This window comes from Kitasatospora mediocidica KCTC 9733, from assembly GCF_000744225.1.
Taxonomy (GTDB): domain Bacteria; phylum Actinomycetota; class Actinomycetes; order Streptomycetales; family Streptomycetaceae; genus Kitasatospora; species Kitasatospora mediocidica.
The window spans coordinates 771,869-791,735 of record NZ_JQLN01000007.1; the positions used below are offsets into that span (position 1 = coordinate 771,869).

A 19,867-nucleotide genomic window follows, 5' to 3' on the forward strand; every position below is an offset into this window, starting at 1 on the left:
CGTCCCGAAAGGCACCCCCATGCCACGCGCGCTCCACCGCCAGGCCGCTCCGGGCCGGGCCAAGCTCCTCTCGCTGGGCTGCGCCGCCCTGCTGGCCACCGGCACGCTCACCGCGCTGGCGGTCAACGCCAGTGCGGCGGACGGCAATCTGCTGGCCGACCCCGGATTCGAGAGCGGCCTCGGGCCGTGGAGCTGCTCGGCGGGCAGTGGATCGGTGGTCAGCGGATCGGTGGTCAGCGGCGGTGCGCACTCCGGGAGTTACGCGCTGCAGGGCGCGGTGACCGCCTCCGGCACCGCGCAGTGCTCCCAGAGCGTCGCCGTGCAGCCCAACACCACGTACGCGCTCAGCGCCTGGGTGCAGGGGAACTACGTCTACCTGGGCGCCACCGGGAACGGCGTGACCGACCCGGCGATCTGGAGCCCCGGCGGCACCGGCTGGAACGCGCTCAGCGGCAGCTTCACCACCGGGCCGGGCACCACCAGCGTGACGGTCTACCTGCACGGCTGGTACGGGCAGGGCTCCTACCTGGCCGACGACGTGACCCTGACCGGCCCCGGCGGCACGCCGACCCCGCCGCCCGTCACCACGCCGCCCGTCACCCCGCCGACCACTCCCCCGGTCACGCCGCCCGTCACTCCCCCGACCACGCCGCCCGTCACTCCCCGACCACGCCCCCGGTCACCCCGCCGACCACCCCGCCCGTGACGCCCCCCGTCACCCCGCCGAACGTGGCCGTCCCGGTCGCGCCGTACGTCGACATGGGCGCCTGGCCCACCCCGTCGCTGACGGCCGACGCCACCGGCGGCAACCTCAAGTCGTTCACTCTGGCCTTCGTCACCAGCGTTGGCTGCAAGGCCAGTTGGTTCAACGCCTACGACCCGCGCAGCGCCTGGGCGAAGGACCAGATCGACGCGATCCGGGCGGCCGGCGGCGACGTCAAGGTCTCCTTCGGCGGCGCCTCCGGCACCGAACTGGCCGCCGCCTGCGGCACGGTGGACTCGCTCTTCGCCGAGTACGACGCGGTGGTCACCGCCTACAACCTGAAGTACGTCGACTTCGACATCGAGGGCGCGGCCGTCGACGACACCGCCTCCAACAACCGCCGCTCGGCCGCCCTGGCCAAGCTCCAGCAGGCCCACCCGGGCCTGAAGGTCTCGCTCACCCTGCCCGTCCTGCCGGAGGGCCTGACCTCCGACGGTCTGGCCGTGGTCCAGTCGGCGATCACCGCGGGCGTCAACCTCGACCTGGTCAACGTGATGGCGATGGACTACGGCCGCCCGGGCACCGACTACGGCACCGACGCCGTGCAGGCCGCGCAGAGCACCCACGACCAGCTCAAGGCGCTCTACCCGGCCAAGACCGACGCCCAGCTGTGGGCGGCGGTCGGGGTCACCCCGATGATCGGCGAGAACGACGACCAGCAGGTCTTCACCCTGGCGGACGCCCAGCAGGTGGTCACCTTCGCCCAGCAGCACCACCTCGGCGAGCTGGCCTTCTGGGAGATCGGCCGGGACGCCGCCGCCTGCACGGGCGCGATCTACAAGTGCACCAACGTGACGCAGGCGCCGTTCGACTACGCGAAGATCTTCGCGCAGTACACCGGCTGAGCCACCACCGCCACCGCCCGCGCCGGTCGGCCGGACCCCACCTCGCGAGTCCGGCCGACCGGCGCGTCCGGCTGCGCCGACGTCAGGCGTGCTCCGCGACTCCCGCCGAGACGGCGGCCGGCTCGACCGGCTCGGTCACGAATCGGACGGACGCCTCCAGCTTGTCCAGCAGGTCCCGGGCCTCGATCGCCGTGTCGGCGCCGACCGCGATGGTCGCCACCCGGTGCTCGACCGACTCGTACGGGTGGATGACGTCGCCGACGGCCACCGCGAGCTCGGCGTACAGCACCGCCGGGTGGGCCAGCACCTCCTCCCAGCCCTCGATCGCCAGCAGCCGCCCGGGCGTCGGCGTCAGGAAGCGGATGGCCGCGCCGCGGCTCGGGACCAGCGCCGCCTTGTCGATCGGCAGACCGAGCACATCGTCGAAGACCAGCCCGAACCACTCCAGGCCCGGGATGACGTGCGCCAGCATCCGGTGGATCCAGCCGCCCGCGTTGCGCACGTGGACCTCGCCCATCACGACGCCGCGTTCGGTCACCCAGAGCTCGACGTGGAACTGCCCGAAGCGCACCTCCAGGGCGTGCAGCGCCGCCGTGACCTGCTCGACGATCTCCCGTTCGGTCTCCTCGGGCATCGGGGCCGGGATGAGGTACTCGACCTCGAAGAAGTGCGGCGGCGGCAGCAGTTCCTTGCTGGTGACCGCGAGCATGTGCGGGGCGCCGCCGATGAAGACGCCCTCGACGCTGTACTCGGGCCCCTCGACGAACTCCTCCACGATGAACGCGCCCTGGTGCGGCATCAGCTTCAGCGCCGCTTCCAGCTGGGCGGGCTCGTCGAGTCTGGTGACACCCTCGCTGCCCATGGCGTCACGGGGCTTGACCACCCAGGGACCGGTGGAGTTCTTCAGGAACTCCAGCGCCGAGGCGGCGTCGGCGAACACCTGGCAGGCCGGCTGGAGGAAGCCCGCCGCGCTGAGAGCGGCCCGGGCGGCGTCCTTGTTGCGCACCCGGTTGACCACGTGCGGCGGGTTGCCGGGACGGCCGAACGCCTCGGCGGCCTCGGCCACCGCCTCCTGGGCCATCTCCCGCACGCCGAAGACGATGTCGAAGTTCTCACCGGCCGCGAGGCGTTCGCCGGCCCAGGCGGCGTGTTCGCCGCGCTTCTCGAAGTCGACCACCGAGGCGGCGTCGGCCAGCGCCGTGGTCGCGGGGAGCGCGGCGAACGTCTCCTCCTGGTTGGTCATATGGATCCGCAGACCGCGCTTGCGGGCCTGCGCCACGGCCGTCGCGACGACATCGACGGCCAGCGTCGCGTTCGCGGCACCGCCGACGAAGAGGAGGCTGGGTGCAGTCTGGTCAGGCATGCGTGCTCCTACGGTGATGGGGCCGACACGGGCCGATGTGGGTGGGTGTGACAGATGAGCCCGGTCGTGACCGGTGAGCCCCGAGCCGCCGGCTCGGGACGTCGTCAGCGAACGCCGCTGGGAAGATCGGAGGCGGCGGGGGTCTCCCGCAGCTGCTCGGGCAGCTCGCGCCGGCTGCGGACCGGCGAGAGGAAGACCGGCAGGAAGGCCGTGGCGAGGAAGGCGCCGCCCACCCAGAGCGCGGTGTGCACACTCGCCAGCTGGCCGATCACACCGGAGAGGGCCGCGCCGACCGCGAGCGCTCCGGTGAGCAGGAACCGGAAGGTGGCGTTCATCCGGCCGAGGAGGGCGTCCGGGGTCATCCGCTGCCGCAGGCTGACGCCGAGCACGTTGTCCATGCCGACCTTGAACATGGCCAGCAGCCAGCCGGCCCCGGAGAGGAACAGCAGCGGGCCGTGGCCGATCAGCGGCACCAGCAGGCCCGCCGGCGCGAGGGTCATACCGGCCAGCGCGAGGGTGCGTCCGTAGCCGAGCCGCGCCGCGATAAAGCGCGAGCAGCGGGCGCCGAGCAGCAGGCCCGCTCCGCCGACGGCCCAGAACAGTCCCAACGCGCCACCTGAGAGCCCGAGTTCACGGACGAACACGACCGGGAGCATGGTGTTGACGATCTGGCTGCCGAGGTTGCTGAGGGCTGCGGTCACCGCGAGCGCTCGCATCTCCCGGTTACCGAAGACGTGCCGCAGCCCCTCGCCGATCTGGGTGCGGAACCGGACGGCCAGCGCGGGGGCGGGCGGCGCCGGGGTCCGGTGGATGGAGGTGAGCCGCAGGCCCGAGCCCAGGTAGCTCAGGGCCGCGCAGGCCACGGCCATCGGGGCCGACAACACCAGGACCAGCCCACCGCCGGCGCCGCGGCCGACCACGTTGCTGGCGGCGATGAGCGTCATCACCGCGGTGTTCGCCTGGACCAGGCTGTCGCGGCCGACCAGCTGGGGCAGCACACTCTGCGAGCCCACATCGAAGAAAACGGTGGCACAACCGTTCAACAGCACGACGGCGTAAAGCTGTTCGAGCGTCAGGGAGTGCAGCCACCAGGCCAGCGGAACGGTCGCGAAGAGCAGCGCCCGGGCGAGGTCCGCGGCGATCAGCACCCGACGGTGGCGCATCCGGTCGACCCAGGCGCCGGCGGGTAACCCGATGAGCAGGAAGGCGACCGTGCTCAGTGCGGCAAGTGTTCCGACCTGTCCGGGCGTCGCGTGGAGTTGTGAAACGGCAATCAGCGGAATGGTGACATAACTGACGTTGGTGCCGAACTGGCTGAGGGTCGCCGCGGTAAACAGCGTCCGGAAATCGGGAATTCGCCAGGGGGAGGTGGGTTCCATGATCCGTTCATCCACTGGTCGGGCCGAAACCTCGCCGTGATGAGGCCTCGGCTTCGTTAGGACGGGGCCGGAGCCCGGAGGGGTCCCCCCCGCGCGGTACCGGATGATGCAGGGCGACAGTCAACACCGCTCAACGGCAGGTTGCCTGACGGTCATTCAGAGAACGGGCCGCGACGGCGCCGATCCGGAGCCGGAGTCGGGCAACAGCTCGGACAGCGTTCCCCACCTGCGAACATCGGGCCCCCTCCCGCCTGTCTCGACTTGAAGCAATACGTGAGCGATACCATCCCGTTTGGCGTGCCGTATTTGCCTTGGCCAAACATCACAGCTTTTCAAGAGGCTGCGAACTTCATTCGCCGAGCATCGAGCTTAGGTGGTGCCATATCCCCTGGGCAACGGCTTGCAGGCCAAAGCCGAGTGGCGTAGATCACACCTGTCGCCACCCCGCTCCGCCACCCCGGGTACGGCCCTGCCGAGCCCTCGCAGCGACGCCGTCGGGCGGGCCCGGCGGCCGCCGCCGGTCGAGTCTGCCATCCCGGACGGGGTTCCGGCCAGCATCTTTGTGGACCGGACGACGATGTTGACGGACGCCTGACGGCAGGTCACCGGCCGGGCGTCCCGGCGTCCAGCTGGTCGAACGCACCGAAAAACTCTTGATCAGCTTGCCCCGCACGGAAGTTGGACCGTTCGAACACCGTCACTTCCTTAACGGCCCCTCGATGCTTCGAGTAGGCTCTGAATCTGTGACACATCCTCACATCATCATCCCGGGCCACCCCGAACGGGTTCGCCTGGCGGCACTGAATCGACTCTTCCCCTCCGAGTTAGTCGACTTCGTGGTCGACGAGACCGGAGTCCGCGAGGAGCGCTCCCGTTCGCTTCCCTCACGGCAGGTGGTCTACTTCACCCTGGCGATGTGGCTGTTCACCGGCTCCGGCTACAGCACGGTCCTGCACGAGATGGTGCGCAACCAGCCCGACGGCGCGGGCGAGAACTGGCGTACCGCCAACAGCGCCTCGATCACCAAGGCCCGGGCGCGGATCCGCGCCGCCCCGCTGCGACTGCTGTTCTCCCACGTCACGGGCCCGGTCGGCACCGCCGCCACCCCCGGCGTCTTCTGGCGCGGACGCCGGCTGGCCTCGCTGGACGACACCACCCTCGACGTGCCGGACAGCGCGGCCAACGCGCGCGCCTACGCGCGGCCCGACTCCGACTCCGGTCAGGGCCGGTATCCGCAGGTCCGATTACTGGCCCTGGTCGAGTGCGGCACCCGGGCCCTGATCGGCGCGGTCTTCGACTCGGCCGCCGTCGGCCGACCGGCCCTGGCCCACCGACTGCTGCACCACCTGGCACCGGACATGCTGATCCTGGCCGACCAGAGCCTGACCGCCCACGACCTGTGGCGACAAGCCGCGGACACCGGCGCCGACCTGCTGTTCAGGACGGATCCCTCGTTACCCCTGCCGATCGTGCGAACCCTGCCCGACGGCAGTTGGCTCGCCCGGCTGGGCGAGGCGCACGGGAGCGAGCACACCAGCACCGTGCGGGTGGTGGAGTACACCGTCGACAGCACCGGCGAGGACTGCCGGGAGGCCCGGTCCGAGTCGTTCCGCCTGATCACCACCCTGCTCGACCCGAGGACGGCGCCGGCCCACGAGCTGGCGGAGCTGTACTCGCACCGCTGGACCGGCGAGGCGCTGCACCGCACCATCAGGATCGAGCAGCGCGGCGGCCGAGCCGCCACCCTGCGGTCGAACACCCCCGAAATGGTCGCCCAGGAAGTGTGGGCGATGCTCTGCGCCTACCAGGCCGTCCGCGAGCTCACCGCCGACGCAGCCGATCCGGGCGCCATTCCGGAGCGGCTCGGCGCAACTATTCGGCTAAGCGAGCGACGTTCCACCGATACCGCCGCGCGGCTCCCCCCTCCGAGATCCGCAGAACGGCGCGCGGAATGAAACTGCCGGGCCCGCCGCATTCGAAACGCGTTAGCCCGCGGTTCGCCGAAGGTCAACCCCCCCGCTCTGTGCGCGACGCGCCGCACACCGACCAAGGCCGCTATTTGATATGACGCCAACCGTCTCCAACACGTGCGATCCGACCCATAGTGGACATGTCTCCCCCGCGAAAACGATGCTTGACAATCACTGTCCGCATCTGATCATGTTTAGTGTGACGGAGAGGGCCGTGGGGACCCCAGCCGGAGATCACGATGGTGACTTGAATAGAACCAATTGAATCTCCCGCCACTGCATGCCGGGCATTAACGAGGCTGCACGTGGTGCGGGCGTTGCACACGTGTTACCGGAACCGCCTTTTCTCGCAGGCCGTCAAAATACAGGACAGGTCAGGTGAATATCAGCGATGACCGCACGTAGCGCACTTCTCATCGGTGCCGCCGGTGGAATTCTTCAGGAGGTGGCCCGCGGGCTCGCCGAGGAAGGCCACACGCTCGTTCTCTTCGACCGGGACGAGGAGGCGGTACGCCGCCTCGCGGACGAGCTCTCGCAGCGGACCAAGGTCGAGGTGGTCGTCGGGGACATCACCGATATCCCGGCCGCGGAGCGACTGCTCACCGCCGTGGTCGAGCAGCACGCGCCGGCCATCCTCGTCAACGGCGTCGGCGGGGACACCCGGGTCATCGGCTACGGGGATCTGACCACCGAGCACTTCAACGAGTCCTACCTGGAGAACGTGGTCAGCACGTTCATCGCCATCAAGGTGTGCGCACCCAAGATGGTGGAGAACGGTTACGGACGCATCGTCAATTTCGCCTCCACCGGCGGCCGTACCTACAGCCACTTCAACAATGCCGCCTACGTCGGCGCCAAGGCCGCCGTCATCGGCATGACGAAGCAGATGGCCTACGAGCTCGCCCCCACCGGCGTCGTGGTCAACGTGGTCGCCCACGGGCAGATCGCGACGGCCCGGGTCGCGGCCGCCTGGGAGCGCCGCGACGAGGAGTCCAAGAAGGCCGTCCGCGCCAAGCAGCCGATGGGGCGCATGGGCACGGTGGCCGAGGCCGCGGGCAGCGTCCTGCACCTCTGCTCGGAGAGCGCCGGCTACTCCACCGGTTCCGTGATCGACATCAACGGCGGCCTCTACATGTGACCGGCAGCCCTCTTACGATTCCGAAGGAGCTTGGTGTGACGAAGTTTGTCGTCGAATTCGAGTACAACGTCGATCGGGACGGACGCCAGGAGACTCACCCGGCGCACGCCGAGAACCTCTACAGCCTCGCCGACCAGGGCATCGTCCTGCTGGCCGGCCCCCTGGTGGGCGAGAACTCCGGGCTGCTGGTCTACGAGGTGGCGGACCGCGATGAACTCCAGAAACTGCTGGACGACGAGCCCTACGTGAAGGCCGGACTGGTCTCCCGCACCCGCGTTCTGGAATGGACGCCGGGCAAGGGCAGCTGGATCAAGGCACTGGCCGGCGCGGCACAGAACTCCGAAGCTGAAGGGTCCCACTGAAATGACATCGACGACCACCGGAACCCATGCCGGAGTCTCGTTCGACCTTGATTCCCTGCACGCCGGGATCGTCGACCCGGAAATGGATTCCATGCGAATCCTCAGTGAGACCGCGATGCGGTTCCCGGACGCGCTCTCCTTCTCCTCGGGGGCGCCCTACGACGGGAACTACGACCTCGCGGACCTTCCGCTGCACCTCGACCGCTACATCAAGCACCTGCGCGACCGCGGAATACCCGAGCAGCGGATCACCCGGACCGTCTTCCAGTACGGCCCGGTCAACGGCTTCATCCAGGACGAAGTGGCCCGGATGCTGAAGCAGGACGAGGACATCGACGTCCCGGCCGAGGCGATCATGATCACCCACGGCTTCCAGGAGGCGGCCCTGGTCGCCCTGCGCGGCCTGTTCGCCTCCCCCGACGACGTGCTGCTGTCGGTCTCGCCGGCCTACGTCGGCATCCGCGGCGCGGCCCGGATGCTCGACATCCCGATCCAGGGGATCACCGAGGGCCCCGACGGCCTGGACCCGGAGGAGGTCGCCGCCGCGGCCCGCGCCCTGCGCGCCGAGGGCAAGCGCGCCGTCGCGCTGTACGTGAACCCGGACTTCTCCAACCCGGGCGGCACGGTCCTCCCCCTGGAGGCCCGCCGGCGGCTGCTGGAGGTGGCGGCCGAGGAGGACTTCATCATCCTGGAGGACAACCCGTACGGCCTGTTCGCACGGGACGGCGAGACGATGCCCACCCTCAAGTCGCTGGACACCGAGCGGCGGGTGGCCTACCTCGGCTCGTTCGCCAAGTCGGCGTTCCCCGGCGCCCGGCTGGGCTACCTGGTGGCCGACCAGCCGGTCACCGACTCCACCGGCACGACCCGCACGCTGGCCCAGACCCTGTCGAAGGCCAAGGCCATGTACAGCGTCGGCTCCTCCTCGCTCTCGCAGGCGGTGATCGGCGGCTTCCTCGTCGACAACGACTACGATCTGCGTTCCGCCACACGGCAGTTGGCCGCCGTCTACCTGGAGCGGCTGGACGTGCTGCTGGCCGCGCTCGCCGAGACCTTCCCGGCCGAGCGGCACGCCGAGCACGGCGTGAGCTGGAACAGCCCGCGCGGCGGCTTCTTCGTCACGCTGCAGGTGGGATTCGTCGCCGACCTGGCGGGCATGGAGGTCTCCGCGCGCGACTTCGGCGTCAGCTGGGCGCCGATGAGCATGTTCCACATCGGCGGCGGCGGCGACCGGGAGATCCGGCTGGGCTTCACCAACCTCGCCCCCGAGGCCATCCGTGAGGGCGTCACGCGACTGGCCCGCTACATCGCCGCGACCCCGCGCGACTGACCTCCCGTCCGTTCGGAACCGACACCCCCGTAAGCCCTCGCACCAGAAGGTCGAGCATGAGCCGCACCAGTGACAAGCCGATCGCCGTCGTGGTCGACGGATATTCCGCCGGGAACTTCTACCCGGCGGCCTTCACGGCCGCCGGCGCCCGCGTGATCCACGTGCAGAGCACGCCGGAGCTCATCCCCACCATGGCGCCGCCGAACCTCGCGGAGTACGCGGAGAACATCGTCGCCTCCGGTGTGGACGCGCTGGTCGCACTGCTGCGTCCGTACGCCCCGGTCTGCGTCGTCCCGGGGCAGGAGTCCGCCGTCCAGCTGGCGGACTCGCTCAGCGAGGCGCTGGGCGTCGCGTCCAACGGCACCGCGCTCTCGTCCGCGCGCCGCGACAAGTACGACATGATCGAGGCGCTGCGGGCGGCCGGGGTGCGGTGCGCCGACCAGTTCAAGAGCGCGGACCCGGCGGCCCTGGTCGCCTGGGCCGAGGAGCACGGCAGCTACCCGGTCGTGGTCAAGCCGCTGAGCTCGGCGGGATCGGACGGCGTCTACATCTGCGCCGGTGCCGACGAGGTGCGCACCGCCGCCGAGCGGATCCTCGCCTCGCAGGACATCTTCGGCAGCTCCAACACCGAGGTCCTGGCGCAGTCCTACCTCAAGGGCACCGAGTACATCGTCGACACCGTCAGCAGCGACGGCCGGCACTACGCCTGCGGCGTGTGGCAGTACGAGAAGGCGCTGCTCCCGTCCGGCCAGAACATCTACAACCGGGACGTGCTGGTCGCCCCGGACGCGGACCCGGTGCCGGCGCTGATCGCCTACGTCGGCGAGGTGCTGGCCGCCCTCGACGTGCGGTGGGGCCCGGCGCACGCCGAGGTGATCATGACGGAGGCCGGCCCGACCCTGGTGGAGATCGCCACCCGGCTCAACGGCAACCTGAACTCCGCCTTCCACGACCAGTGCCTGGGCCACAACCAGGCCGCGCTCTCCGTCCAGGCGTACGTCCACGCCGAGGAGTTCCGCGCGACGTACGGCGGCGGGGTCTACCGCAAGCTCCAGTCCGCCGTCGTCTACAACACGCCGACCGAGCTCGACGGGACGGTCGGCTCGGTCGACCAGAGCGTCGTCGAGGAGATCAAGGGACTCGGCAGCGTCGCCCAGGTCACCGTCAAGTGGGCGCCCGGCGTTCGGATCCGGCCCACCGTCGACCTGATGACGAGCTCGATGAAGGTGTTCCTGACCTCCTCGGACGAGGCAGCGGTCGACGCCGACTACGAAAAGATCCGCCTGCTGAAGGACTCGGTCTACCGGCTCGCCTAGTCACTCCCCTGAACATTCGTCATCTTCCCGGAGGAACACTGTGCACAGCCGTATCGGACTCTTCCTTTCGCCGGTCCACGAGACCGGACAGGATCCGCACCTGGCGATCCAGCGCAACCTCGACCTCGTCGAGTACGCCGACCGGCTGAACTTCGACGAGGCCTGGTTCGGCGAGCACCACACCCTGGGCTGGGGCCTGGTCGGTGCGCCGGAGACGATGATCGCGGCGGCCACCCAGCGGACGCACCAGATCAAGCTCGCGCACGGAGTCGTCCCGCTCTCGGGCCACCACCCCTTCCACGTCGCCAGCCGCGCCACCCACCTGCACCAGCTGAGCCGCGGCCGCTACATCCTGGGCGTGGGCCCGGGTGTCCCGTTCGACGCCGGCATGTTCGGCCTGGAGCCCAACGTCCAGCGCCAGCGCCTGAACGAGGCCCTGCCGACCGTTCTGGAGCTCGTCAACGGCGAGTCCCGGATCACCCAGAAGACCGACTGGTTCGAGCTGCGGGACGCCAAGCTCCAGCTGCCCCGCTTCGGGCCCGCCCCCATCGAGGTCGCCATGGCCACCTCGGGCACCTCGGTCTCCGGCCCCCGGCTGGTGGGCCAGTACGGCCTGAGCATGACCTCCTTCGCGCTGCCGTTCTCCCTGCTGACCCCGGGCAGCACCGACCACATCGGGCTCGCGCAGCAGTGGAAGCACGTCGAGGAGGCGGCCGACGAGTACGGCCAGAGCGTCAGCCGCGACAACTGGCGCATCGCGCTGCCCGTGCACGTCGGCGAGACCACCAAGCAGGCCTACGACGACGTCCGCGAGGGCTACGACCGCTGGCTGTTCGAGTACTTCGCCAAGGCCGCGGGCCGCAACGTGATCGGCCCGGACGACGACCGGGCGACGATGCTCGAAGCCCGGGTGGCGGCCGGCGGTGCGCTGGTCGGCTCGGTCGAGGACGTCGTGTCCGGCATCCGCCGGATGCAGGAGGCCACCGGCGGCTTCGGCAGCGTGCTCGTCTACGTCGCGGACTGGGCCTCCTACGAGAAGACCAACCGCAGCCTGGAGCTGCTGGCCCGCTACGTGGCCCCGGCGCTCAACGGCGCGGCCGCCCGTCCGCAGGAAGCCGTCGACTGGGCGATCTCCAGCCGCGGCTGACAGCGCCGGCCGGGCGCGGCACCGGTACGGCACCGCCGTACCGGTGCCGCGCCCGGCCCAGGACATCGCGCCGATACGAGTGGAAGAACAGATGCTGAGTCAAAGTTCCTTTCGCACCATTCTCGGACGCTTCACCACCGGTGTCGTCCTGGTCACCACCACCACGCCGAACGGCCCGGTCGGCATGGCCGTCAACTCCTTCACCTCCGTCTCGCTGGAGCCGCCGCTCATCGCGCTCTGCGCCGCGCTGACCTCGACCACCTGGCCGTCCATCCGGGAGACCGGGGGCTTCGCGGTCAGCATTCTCGGCGAGCAGCACGAGGACCTCTGCCGGGTCTTCAGCACCCGGGGCGCCGACCGCTTCTCGGGCGGGGACTGGACCTCCAGCCGCGACGGGCACCCCATTCCGGCGGACGCGCTCGGCTGGCTGGACTGCCGTATCTCGACCATCCACCCGGCGGGTGACCACGAGCTGGTCATCGCCACCGCGGCCGACGGCGCGGTGGCCGACGCGGCGGGACCGCTGGTGTTCCACGGCGGCCGCTTCCGGGAGTTGATCGCCTAGGCCGTTCCTCTCCCAGGCACCTCCAGGGCACCACGCCGCTGTTTCCCCGCGTTCAGAATCGTTGCCGTCTTCGATCGAAGAACAATCCGAGGAGAATCCGAAGCCATGGGTAGTCTGCACTGGAAAGACCACTGGAACACCCGTCGGGACCCGTTCACAACGGAGTGCCGGGACGGCCGTGAGAACCTGCTGACCGACCTCAAGGACCCGAAGGCGACGCAGCAACGGGTGTTAGCGGACATCATCGACATCTGCGCCGACTCGCTCCACTGGAAGGAGCGGGGGTACGACCGGGTCGCCACCGATCCGGAGAGCTTCCGCTCGGTCCTGCCCGTCATGCGGTACAGCGACTTCAGCGACGAGATCGACCGGGAGGCCCGCACCAAGGGCGGGGTCCTCTCCTGCAGCCCGGTCCTGCGCTGGCTCAAGACGAGCGGCACGACCGGCACCCCCAAGCGCGTCCCCTACACCCTGCACTGGCTCCTGACGTACCGGATCCCCGCGATGCAGGCGATGTGGGGCACCTACCTCGAGTACCACCCGGAGATCCTGGCGGGCCCGTACGCGACGCTGGACACCCAGACCGTGCGCGAGGTCGTCGACGACTACCTGCACGGCGTCCGGTACCAGGCGGTCAGCAACCGCTACCCGCAGATCAACAGCCGCGACTGGAACCCGCCGTGGGCCGAGTCCCCGTGGTTCGGCATCGAGGCGCCGTCCAGCCACTCCGGCCGGATGTACCACCGGATTCGCCATCTCGTGGGCCAGGAGCTGCAGTTCATCTCCGCGATCAACCCGAGCACCATCCTCGCGCTGCGCGACCTGGTCGCCGAGCACGGCCCGGCCCTGGTCCGCGACCTGCGCGCGGGCACGCTGGAGGGCCGTCCGTTCGGCGAGCCTGACCACGAGACGGCGCAGCACCTCGAAAAGGTCCTGGCGATGGGCGCCTTCACGCTGACGGACGTCTGGCCCTCGCTCAAGCTCTACAGCTGCTGGCTCTCCGCCTCGGCCGGCCTCTACCAGTCCAAGCTGGACGCCGTCCTGCCGGGCGTGCGCCGGATGCCGTTCATGAGCTGCGGCACCGAGGGCGTCACCACCATCCCGGTCGACGACTCGGCGGACAGCCAGCCGCTCGCGATCAACCAGGCGTTCTTCGAGTTCGTCCCGGCCGACGTCCCGGTGGACGAGCTGATCGCCTCGGGGGGCCGGATCGACACGCTGCTCTTCGACGAGCTGGAGGCCGGCCGGGACTACAGCCTGATCATGACCCAGGGCAACGGCCTCTACCGGCTGTGGAGCGGGGACATCTACCGGGTCGACCGCATCGTGGACGGCGTCCCGTGGATCCACTTCGTCAACCGCTTCGGGATCTTCCACTCCTTCACCGGCGAGAAGATCACCGAGGCGCAGTTCTCCCAGGCCATCGAGAACACCCGCGAGGCCCACGGACTGGGCAACGGCCTGTACCTGGCCGGGCCGCAGTGGGCCGAGGTGCCGTACTACGTGGTCGTGAGCGAGACCGACGACCCCCGGCCCGAACTGGACAGCGCACTCTCCGACGCGGTCGACCGGGAGCTGCAGGAGATCAACATCGAGTACGCGTCCAAGCGCGACAGCGGCCGGCTGCGACCGCTCAGAGTCTTCACCGTGCCCACCGACGCGATCGCGGCCTACACCGAGTCCCGGCGCCACGCGACGAACGCCACCCAGTACAAGTACAAGCCGTTCCAACAGGATGCCGACTTCGTCACCGACCTCGTCAGCCACTGAGGAGCCCGAAATGATCGACACCAAGAGGCCGCCGGAGGACGTCCGGCGGGAAATCGTCATGCTCCCCCACGACGGGGAGGAGCTGGCGCTGCACATCTGGCGCCCGCAGGAGATCAAGGGCGCGATCTTCTACTTCCACGGGCTGCAGAGCCACGCCGGCTGGTTATGGGAGGTGGGACCGCAGTTCGCCGACAACGGCATCGCCCTCTTCGTCCTGGACCGGCGCGGCAGCGGCATCAGCACGGGCGCGCGCAGCGAGATACCGGGCGTCGAGACGGTGATCGCCGACTACGTCACCGCGATCGAGCACACCCGCCGGACGATCGGCGACGGCGTCCCGCTCTCGCTGTTCGGCCACTGCCTGGGGGGCTCGTTCCTGGCCGCCCTGCTGCACCACCCGGACTTCACCACCCGCTACGACTCGGCCGTCTTCTGCTCCACCTGGCTGGGCCGACTGCACGCCCTGCTCGGTGAGGAGGAGCGCGCGGCGCTCGCCGCCGAGCAGAGCGAGGAGCTCTGGGACGCCGGCCTGAAGGCGACCGACTTCACCGACAACCCCGGTTACCAGCACTTCATCGACACCGACGTGCTGGCCGTCCGTGAGCTCACCCGCCGCTCCCGGGCCACCCTGCTCGGCCTGGAGCGGCTCTACCTGGAGCCGCAGCGCGAACTCCCGGTGGTCCCCTACGTCTTCGCGTCCGGGCTGACCGACCCGATCGTCAACCTCGACGCGACCCACCGGGTCTTCACCGAGATGGTGTCCGGGCGCGGCACGATCATCAAGTTCCCCACCGCCGAGCACTACCTCTTCTACACCGAGGCCCGCCGCAGCGTGGTCGACTGGGCCTCGGCCTTCGCGATCCTGCAGGATCCGGACCGTCATGTCTGAGGCCCGGCTCTACCGGGTGGCCCTGCCGATGCGGATCGGGTTCGACCACCCGGCCGCCAAGCGCAGCACCAGCGACAGCCTCGTGCTGCGCCTGGAGCTCGACGGGCTGACCGGCCTCGGTGAGTGCGCGCCCCGCGCGTATGTCACCGGGGAGACCACCGACAGCGTGACCGAGGCGCTGCGCCGGGTCCCGATGGACGGCCTCTTCGCGCGGCTGCGCGCGCTGTCCGCGCGGGACCTGCTCGACCGGCTGCACGAGGACGGCTTCGCGCGGACCTTCGGGATCGACGGCGGCAACAACCTGCTCTGTCTGCTGGAGTCCGCCGTACTCGACCTGGTCGGGCACCAGCTGGGCCTGAGCGCACGGCAGTTGATCCCCGGCGCGGCCCAGGAGCAGGCCGGGGGGACCGCGCCGCTGGCGGTCTCCCAGGTCCTGGACCTGAGCATCGACGTCGAGGAGTTCCTCGCCACCCGCGGCCCGTTCCACTTCGTGAAGATCAAGGCGTCCGACGACGTCGAACGGGACGCGCGCACCGTGACGGCGCTGCGCGAACGGCTCGGCGCCGGCGTCCCGATCATGGTCGACGCCAATATGAGCTGGTCCGCCGAGACGGCCGTGCGCACCGTGCGCCGCCTCCAGGACTGCGGCATGGACCACGTCGAGGAGCCGTTGGCCAAGCGGTCCTGGGAGGGCCTGCGCACGCTGCGCCGGGAGACCGGCGTCAGCGTGCTGCTCGACGAGTCGGTGTGCGGGATCGACGACCTGCGCACCGCGATCGCCGCCGAGGCCTGCGACGCCGTCAACGTCCGGGTCGCCAAGAACGGCGGGCTGCTGCGCTCGGCCGAGCTCGTCGAGCACGCCCGGGCGAGCGGGCTCGGCTTCCAAGTCGGCGTCCAGGTCGCCGAGACGGGCCCGCTGATCAACGCCGGACGGGCGCTGGCCTTCGCCCACCCGGGTGCGCTCACCGTCGAGGCGGGCCAGTCCGACCGCTTCTTCCCGCAGATGATCGTCACGCCCGCGCCGGCCGTCGACCGTCGGGCCAACACCATCGCACCGGCCGAGGGGACGGGCTTCGCGATGGCGCTGCACGCCAGTGCCGAGCGCTGGGCCGTGCTCGCGTGTTCGCAGGAGCGAGCCGACTGGCACGCCGTCCCCGCCGTCTGACCGAGCCACCACCAACCGCGCCAGGTCCCAGGGGACCTGGCGCCACCCATGAGGAAACCACCATGACGGTACTCTTCGAGTGCAGCTACCAGAACGAGCGGTACTTCGGCTTCGGACTGCCCGAGGACGGCGCGCCACTGCGGCTGTACCCCCTGCTGGACGCGGACCTGCGGGCCGCGGTCGTCGCGGCGGCCGGCGACGGCGCCGCGCTGGAGGCCGCGCTCACCCGCGGCCGGCAGCAGACGGTGGTGCCCGCGGCCGAGCGGGACGCCGTCGCCCTCCGCCCGCCGCTGCTGCCCGAGTCCCTCGGGGACGCGATGGTCAGCGGATTCATGCAGACCCACAACGTCAAGGTCGACGAGAACACCCAGGCCCAGCCGAACTGGTTCCTCAAGGGACTCGGCGACGTGCTGAAGCTCTCCGGCGAGGAGCTGACCGTCCCGGCCGGCGCGATCGCCGTCTGCGAGGAGGCCGAGGTGGTGCTCGTCTACGTCACCGACGAGCACGGCACCGCGCACTACGCCGGCCACAGCTTCGGCAACGACGTCACCGACATCGGGCGGTTCAGGAACCACAACGGCCACCTGTCCTACGCCAAGCTCTGCGACGCCGGGGTGGCGCCGTGGCTCTTCGTCGGCCCGCCGCCCCGGTCGGTGACCGGCCAGGTCGCCATCGAGCGCGACGGCGCCCGGGCCTGGGAGGGCAAGTTCACCACCGGCGCCGATGCGATGCACTACGACGTGGACGCCATCATGGCCGAACTGCTCTCCCACCGGCCGCTGTTGTACCCCGGCCGGGTGCACTACGTCTACATCGGGGCGGACCGCAGCAGCTTCCACGACGGCTACCGGATCGAGAGCGGGGACCGGGTGGAGATCACCTTCGCCTCGCACGGCGTCACCCTGTCGCATACGGTGCGCTGGCAGGGCGGCACCGCCAAGTAGCCGGCCCGGCGCCGCACCCCCACCGATCCGAGAGGACTTCCGTTGCGTGTCGCACTGAACCAGATGTCAGCCGGTCCCGATCCGCATCACAACCTGAAGGCCATCGAGGCCGGGGTCGCCGACGCCGTGCGGGGCGGGGCGGAGGTGGTGGTCTTCCCGGAGGCCGCCATGGCCTGTTTCGGCACCCCGCTGGGCGCGGTGGCCGAGCCGCTCGACGGGCCCTGGGCCGAGGCCGTGCGCGGCATCGCGGCCCGGGCCGGTGTCACGGTCGTGGCCGGCATGTTCACCCCGGCCCCGGACGGCCGGGTCGCCAACACCCTGCTCGTCACCGGGGGCGGCGTCGACACGCACTACGACAAGGTGCACCTGTACAACGCCTTCGACTACCGGGAGTCGGACTCCGTGCTCCCGGGCCGCGAGCTGGTGACCTTCACCCGTGGCGGTCTCACCTTCGGCGTGGCGACCTGCTACGACGTCCGGTTCCCGCACCTCTTCCAGGAGTTGGCGGCCCGGGGCGCGCACGCGATCCTGCTGCCGGCCTCCTGGGGCGAGGGCCCGGGGAAGGCCGAGCAGTGGGACGTCCTGGTACGGGCCCGCGCGCTGGACAGCACCTCCTGGGTGCTGGCCTGCGACCAGGCGCTGCCCGAGGACGCCGGGCAGCGCCCGCCGAGCGCCGTCCCGCGCGGCATCGGACGCACCGTGGTGGTCACCCCGCTGGGCGAGGTGGTGCAGCAACTCGGCCTTGAGCCGGGTCAGTTGCTCGTCGACGTGGACACCGAGACGGTCGCCGCGGTGCGCCGCAAGCTCCCGGTCCTGGAGAACCGGGTCGACCTGGTCTAGTCCAGGAACGCGCCGACCAGCTCGGCGAACTCCTCGGGCGTCAGCACCGGGACCCCCAACTGCTCGGCCCTGGCCCGCTTCGAGCCGGCCTTCTCCCCCGCCACCAGGAACGCCGTCCGCGCGGAGACCGTGGAGGAGGCCGTCCCGCCGGCGCGCTCGACCAGCTCGTTCACCGCCGTGCGGGAGAGCCGGTCGAGCGCGCCCGTCATGGTGCCGGTGACCACCACGGCCTTGCCCGCCAACGGGCGCACGTCCCCCTCGACCGCCCCCTCGACGAGCGCGGCCGACTCCTCGCCGGCCACCGCGCCGGTCACCCCGGCGGCTGCCAACTTGTCCAGCACCTCGGAGAGTTCGGCGAGCTCCTGGACCACCAGCGCGGCCTTCTCGGCGCCGATCCCGGGCACCTGCGCGAACTGCTCGGCGTCCGCCGCCCGGACGGCCGCCATGCTGGCGAAGTGCCGCGCGATCCGCCGCGACATCGAGCGGCCCGTCCCGCGCACCCCCAGCGCGCAGAACACCTTGCCGAGCGGCTGCCGGCGCGCCTGCTCGATGGCCACCAGCAGGTTGTCCGCGCTGACCTCGCCCATCCGGTCCAGGCCCAGCAGCTGTTCGCGGGTGAGCGTGAAGAGGTCGGCGAAGTCCGCCACCAGCCCGGCTTCGACGAGCTGGACCGCCCTGGTGCCGCCGAGCCCGGCGATGTCCAACTGATCACGCCCGACGGCGTACCGCACCGAGGCAACCGCCTGGCAGGCGCGGCCGCGCACGCAGCGCCAGCGCTGCTGGGTGGTGTCGACGGCGTCCCCGCAGCACGGGCAGACGGCCGGGAACTCGATCGGCCGCTCGTCGCCGGTCCGCAGGTGGACGAGCGGCGCCTCGACCCGCGGGATCACGTCGCCGGCGCGGTAGAGCGACACCTGGTCGCCCAGCATCAGGCCGCGCCGGGCGATGTCGGCGGGGTTGTGCAGGGTCGCGTAGCGGATCGTCGCGCCGTCCACCAGTACGGGTTCCAGCACCGCGCGCGGCGCGATCACCCCGGTCCGCCCGACGTTCCACTCGACCGCGAGCAGCCGGGTGATCCGGTGCGCGGCGGGCAGCTTGTACGCGACCGCCCAGCGCGGCGCGCGGGAGCCGCTCCCGGCCGCCTCCTGGTCCCCCGCGTCGTCCGCCTTGATGACGATCCCGTCGATGCCGTACGGCAGTTCGGGGCGGGCGGCGGCGATCTCGGCGATCCGCAGCTGCACCTCCTCGATGCTCGCGCAGTGCCGCACGGCGGCGGTCGCGGCGCCCAGGGCGGCGATCTCGGCGATCACCTGGTGGTGCGGGCCGGGCAGGCCGGGCGCCGCGTAGCCGAAGAAGCTGAGCTCCACCCGGTAGGGGCGGTCCTTGGCGCGCAGGGTGCCCGCCGCGCCGTTGCGCGGGTTGGCGAACGGGGTCGCGCCGTGCTCCGCGCGGATGGTGTTGGCGCGCTCGAACTGCTCGTCGGTCAGCAGGACTTCACCGCGCAGCTCGATGTCGACCGGCTCGCTCAGCCGGTCCGGCAGGCCGAGCACGCTGCTCGCGGCGTGCGTGATGTCCTCGCCGGCCAGGCCGTCGCCCCGGGTGACCAGCTGGACCAGCCGCCCGCCGCGGTAGCGGGCGGCCACCGCCAGACCGTCCAGCTTCGGTTCCACCGACCAGCCGCCGGCCACCGGGCGGCCGAGCCTGCGCTCCAGGGAGGCCGCCCAGAGCGCCAGTTCCTCGGGAGAGAAGACGTTGTCCAGGCTGAGCATCGGCACGCTGTGCGGCACGTCCCCGGTGACCGCGCCGCCCGCCACCCGCCCGGTGGGCGAGAGCGGCAGCACGGCCTCCGGGTGCGCCGCCTCGAAGGCCGCGATGGCCCGCACGAGCGCGTCGTACTCGTCGTCGTCCAGCGCTGTCGCACCGTCGGTGTAGTACGCCTTCGCCGCATGCGCGGTGTCGGCGACGGCCTGGGCGTAGGCAGCAGGGGACAGCGAAAGGGTGGCTTCTGGGGTCATGTCGAACATTCTCGCGACCCCCACTGACAGTCGACCCGCACCGACAGTCGACCCGCATCGACAGTC

The 19,867-nt window shown here is 70.8% G+C and carries 17 protein-coding genes; 14 read left to right on the top strand and 3 right to left on the bottom strand.

Features of this window, described 5'->3' with window-relative positions; genetic code table 11:
* The first annotated feature begins 19 nt into the window (after nt 1-19).
* Both BS80_RS41345 and BS80_RS41350 read left to right on the top strand, forming a co-directional pair.
* A complete protein-coding gene (locus tag BS80_RS41345) occupies nt 20-706 on the top strand; it encodes a carbohydrate binding domain-containing protein (protein WP_051967556.1) in 687 nt (228 codons plus the stop codon).
* Complete coding sequence (locus BS80_RS41350; protein WP_051967557.1) at nt 703-1,608, top strand: chitinase; 906 nt, start codon at nt 703-705, stop codon at nt 1,606-1,608. The genes BS80_RS41345 and BS80_RS41350 overlap by 4 nt, the downstream gene beginning before the upstream one ends.
* 82 nt (nt 1,609-1,690) lie before the next feature.
* On the opposite strand, the gene BS80_RS33705 is transcribed toward BS80_RS41350, so the two are convergent.
* Both BS80_RS33705 and BS80_RS33710 read right to left on the bottom strand, forming a co-directional pair.
* Nucleotides 1,691-2,971 (bottom strand): ATP-grasp domain-containing protein, encoded by a 1,281-nt coding sequence (locus tag BS80_RS33705; protein ID WP_051967558.1) that lies wholly within the window; start codon nt 2,969-2,971, stop codon nt 1,691-1,693.
* A gap of 104 nt (nt 2,972-3,075) precedes the next feature.
* Nucleotides 3,076-4,350, bottom strand: coding sequence for an MFS transporter (locus BS80_RS33710; protein ID WP_051967559.1), 1,275 nt, complete (start codon nt 4,348-4,350; stop codon nt 3,076-3,078).
* 743 nt (nt 4,351-5,093) lie between these two features.
* On the opposite strand from BS80_RS33710, the gene BS80_RS33715 reads away from it, so the two are divergent.
* From BS80_RS33715 to BS80_RS33770, 12 genes are all read left to right on the top strand, one after another.
* Nucleotides 5,094-6,305, top strand: coding sequence for an IS4 family transposase (locus tag BS80_RS33715; protein ID WP_198045688.1), 1,212 nt, complete (start codon nt 5,094-5,096; stop codon nt 6,303-6,305).
* 406 nt (nt 6,306-6,711) lie between these two features.
* Nucleotides 6,712-7,458, top strand: a complete 747-nt coding sequence (locus tag BS80_RS33720; protein WP_035805217.1) for an SDR family NAD(P)-dependent oxidoreductase — start codon at nt 6,712-6,714, stop codon at nt 7,456-7,458.
* Between the two features lie 35 nt (nt 7,459-7,493).
* A complete protein-coding gene (locus tag BS80_RS33725; RefSeq protein WP_035805219.1) occupies nt 7,494-7,820 on the top strand; it encodes a YciI family protein in 327 nt (108 codons plus the stop codon).
* A 91-nt stretch (nt 7,821-7,911) separates the two neighbouring features.
* Nucleotides 7,912-9,150, top strand: coding sequence for an aminotransferase-like domain-containing protein (locus tag BS80_RS33730; RefSeq protein WP_232246750.1), 1,239 nt, complete (start codon nt 7,912-7,914; stop codon nt 9,148-9,150).
* A gap of 56 nt (nt 9,151-9,206) precedes the next feature.
* Nucleotides 9,207-10,466 (top strand): ATP-grasp domain-containing protein, encoded by a 1,260-nt coding sequence (locus tag BS80_RS33735; RefSeq protein ID WP_035805221.1) that lies wholly within the window; start codon nt 9,207-9,209, stop codon nt 10,464-10,466.
* A 40-nt stretch (nt 10,467-10,506) separates the two neighbouring features.
* A complete protein-coding gene (locus BS80_RS33740) occupies nt 10,507-11,613 on the top strand; it encodes an LLM class flavin-dependent oxidoreductase (protein ID WP_035805223.1) in 1,107 nt (368 codons plus the stop codon).
* 91 nt (nt 11,614-11,704) lie between these two features.
* On the top strand, nt 11,705-12,178 hold the full coding sequence (locus tag BS80_RS33745) for a flavin reductase family protein (RefSeq protein WP_035805224.1): 474 nt from the start codon (nt 11,705-11,707) through the stop codon (nt 12,176-12,178).
* Between the two features lie 105 nt (nt 12,179-12,283).
* On the top strand, nt 12,284-13,948 hold the full coding sequence (locus BS80_RS33750; protein WP_035805226.1) for a GH3 family domain-containing protein: 1,665 nt from the start codon (nt 12,284-12,286) through the stop codon (nt 13,946-13,948).
* 10 nt (nt 13,949-13,958) lie between these two features.
* Nucleotides 13,959-14,837, top strand: a complete 879-nt coding sequence (locus BS80_RS33755; RefSeq protein ID WP_035805228.1) for an alpha/beta hydrolase — start codon at nt 13,959-13,961, stop codon at nt 14,835-14,837.
* Nucleotides 14,830-16,002 carry an enolase C-terminal domain-like protein gene (locus tag BS80_RS33760; RefSeq protein WP_051967561.1) on the top strand — a complete coding sequence of 391 codons (1,173 nt, stop codon included), beginning with the start codon at nt 14,830-14,832 and terminating at the stop codon, nt 16,000-16,002. The genes BS80_RS33755 and BS80_RS33760 overlap by 8 nt, the downstream gene beginning before the upstream one ends.
* Before the next feature lie 62 nt (nt 16,003-16,064).
* Nucleotides 16,065-16,946: a fumarylacetoacetate hydrolase gene (locus tag BS80_RS33765; protein WP_035805230.1), complete on the top strand. Its 882-nt coding sequence runs from the start codon at nt 16,065-16,067 to the stop codon at nt 16,944-16,946.
* A 42-nt stretch (nt 16,947-16,988) separates the two neighbouring features.
* Nucleotides 16,989-17,786 (top strand): carbon-nitrogen hydrolase family protein, encoded by a 798-nt coding sequence (locus BS80_RS33770; protein ID WP_198045689.1) that lies wholly within the window; start codon nt 16,989-16,991, stop codon nt 17,784-17,786.
* Here the strand turns inward: BS80_RS33770 and ligA are convergent.
* Nucleotides 17,783-19,810 carry an NAD-dependent DNA ligase LigA gene (gene ligA / locus BS80_RS33775; protein WP_035805233.1) on the bottom strand — a complete coding sequence of 676 codons (2,028 nt, stop codon included), beginning with the start codon at nt 19,808-19,810 and terminating at the stop codon, nt 17,783-17,785. The two genes, BS80_RS33770 and ligA, sit on opposite strands and share 4 nt — an antisense overlap.
* Between the last annotated feature and the right edge of the window lie 57 nt (nt 19,811-19,867).